General features: G+C 36.8%; 1 pseudogene. It reads right to left on the reverse strand.

Features of this window, described 5'->3' with window-relative positions:
* Window positions 1–261 (reverse strand): annotated as a pseudogene (locus AAEZ06_RS27595) (oligopeptidase A); the annotation flags it as partial.

Raw genomic sequence — 261 nt, forward strand, 5'->3', positions numbered from 1 at the left:
GCACGTAATTCGTCATTACTAACCACTGCATTCATATGTGACACTGGTGACCATAGCTTACCAAGATGATCATCTGCTTCATCTAATACTGCTACAAAATTGTCCCAAGTATAAGTATCTAATTCTGCTAACTTTTGTTCGATTAATGCTTTATTATCTGCAATCGTTTGTTTGACAGTGGGTTCGATTTCATCAATCTTCAACTGACTGAAAAAAGGAAGGCCATCGGTTTTTGTTAAGCTCGAGTCTTTTGTTATAGTC

Origin of the sequence: Pseudomonas sp. HY7a-MNA-CIBAN-0227 (genome assembly GCF_040310325.1) — a bacterium.
Classification (GTDB): Bacteria; Pseudomonadota; Gammaproteobacteria; order Pseudomonadales; family Pseudomonadaceae; genus Aquipseudomonas.